The organism is uncultured Tateyamaria sp. (genome assembly GCF_947504105.1).
Classification (GTDB): Bacteria; Pseudomonadota; Alphaproteobacteria; order Rhodobacterales; family Rhodobacteraceae; genus Tateyamaria.
Map to the genome: position 1 here is coordinate 1 of NZ_CANNGP010000157.1, position 644 is coordinate 644.

1 protein-coding gene and 1 pseudogene are annotated in these 644 nt (G+C 55.4%); one reads left to right on the plus strand and one right to left on the minus strand.

The genetic code is table 11. From position 1 onward, the window contains the following. A pseudogene (locus tag Q1A75_RS24020) lies at window positions 1–400 on the minus strand (hypothetical protein); the annotation flags it as partial. Here Q1A75_RS24020 and Q1A75_RS24025 point away from each other — a divergent pair. Then, window positions 383–644 (plus strand): hypothetical protein (locus tag Q1A75_RS24025; protein WP_299641549.1); only part of this gene is annotated, 262 nt, incomplete at its 3' end. The pseudogene Q1A75_RS24020 and the gene Q1A75_RS24025 sit on opposite strands and share 18 nt — an antisense overlap.

Consider the following 644-nt stretch of genomic DNA (forward strand, 5'->3'; position numbering starts at 1 on the left):
CTTCTGCTTCTGCTTCTGCTTCTGCTTCTGCTTCTGCTTCTGCTTCTGCTTCTGCTTCTGCTTCTGCTTCTGCTTCTGCTTCTGCTTCTGCTTCTGCTTCTGCTTCTGCTTCTGCTTCTGCTTCTGCTTCTGCTTCTGCTTCTGCTTCTGCTTCTGCTTCTGCTTCTGCTTCTGCTTCTATCGGTGCATCAGATTTATCGGCTTCAAGGCGGGCCAGGATGTCACCGATGTCGTCTTCGTCATCATCGGCTTGGTCAGCCAGCTCGTCATGGGCCGCTTCAAAATCTTCGGCAGCAAAGATGCGGATATCTTCAGCCGTAACATCTTCGTCTACAGCTTCGGTGATATCTTCGAAATCGACTGCCGGGGCAAAGGCCTCGGCATGTTCGTCTTCGAACATCTCTTCGTCTTCTGCCTCGTCCTGGCTTTGCGAGACCACAGCGCGGATGCGCTGCAGCTTTGCCGCAATGCTGTCAGGTGCCGCATCGGCCATGTCCGCAGCGGTCGCGTCATCGACCAGTTCGGCTTCGACAGGGGTTGTATCGACTGTCGATTGGGCAAAGAATTCTTCGGCTTCGGCTTCGGCTTCGGCTTCGGCTTCGGCTTCGGCTTCGGCTTCGGCTTCGGCTTCGGCTTCGGCTTCG